The 604-nt window shown below is 64.4% G+C and carries 2 pseudogenes; both read right to left on the bottom strand.

Features of this window, described 5'->3' with window-relative positions:
• Positions 1-114: 114 nt before the first annotated feature.
• Positions 115-234 (bottom strand): annotated as a pseudogene (locus ACFPOB_RS30060) (IS5/IS1182 family transposase); the annotation flags it as partial.
• 54 nt (positions 235-288) lie between these two features.
• Positions 289-495, bottom strand: a pseudogene (locus ACFPOB_RS30055) (transposase); the annotation flags it as partial.
• Positions 496-604: the final 109 nt, after the last annotated feature.

The raw sequence follows: 604 nt of genomic DNA, 5'->3' as shown, positions 1-604 counted from the left end.
CAGCGGCCCGCGGATCGAGATCCGGGCCGAGCCCGAGCAGGATCGGGAAATGCGGCGCATCGCCCTTTTCGCCGCCGGTGAGGTCGAATGCGATGGGATGGCCGTCGAAATCGGTCTTCAGGTGGATCTTGGTGGAGAAGCCGCCGCGAGAGCGGCCGAGCGCCTGGCCGTCCTGCCCCCTTTGGCGCCAGCAGCCGAGACATGGGCGCGCACGATGGTCGAGTCGAACATCTGCACGAGATGAGCCGAGGACGACAGCGAAGCGAGGTGATCGAAGAAGGTCTCGAACACGCCGGCCTTGCTCAACCGGTCGAAGCGCTTCCAGACGCTGTTCCACTTGCCGAACCGCTCCGGCAGCGTCCGCCAGGTAATGTTGTGGACCGAGAAATAGTGCAGCGCTTCGAGGAAGAGCCGGTCGTCGCGACCCTTGTCGCCCCGGCGCGGCAGCGAGGCCCGAAAGACCTCCAGCGCCACCGACCAATCCGCATCCGCCATCCTCGTGGACATCGCCGACCTCCAAATCAGTCGGCTCTCCATGAATCAGACAATCCGCGTCAGAGGAATCCTCGAACAGACGCATGCGGCAATCCGTCCACACTGCCTA

The organism is Allobosea eneae, from assembly GCF_042657265.1.
Taxonomy (GTDB): domain Bacteria; phylum Pseudomonadota; class Alphaproteobacteria; order Rhizobiales; family Beijerinckiaceae; genus Allobosea; species Allobosea eneae.
The sequence above is the reverse complement of the archived record's forward strand: the minus strand, read 5'-3'. Positions and strand labels throughout refer to the sequence as shown.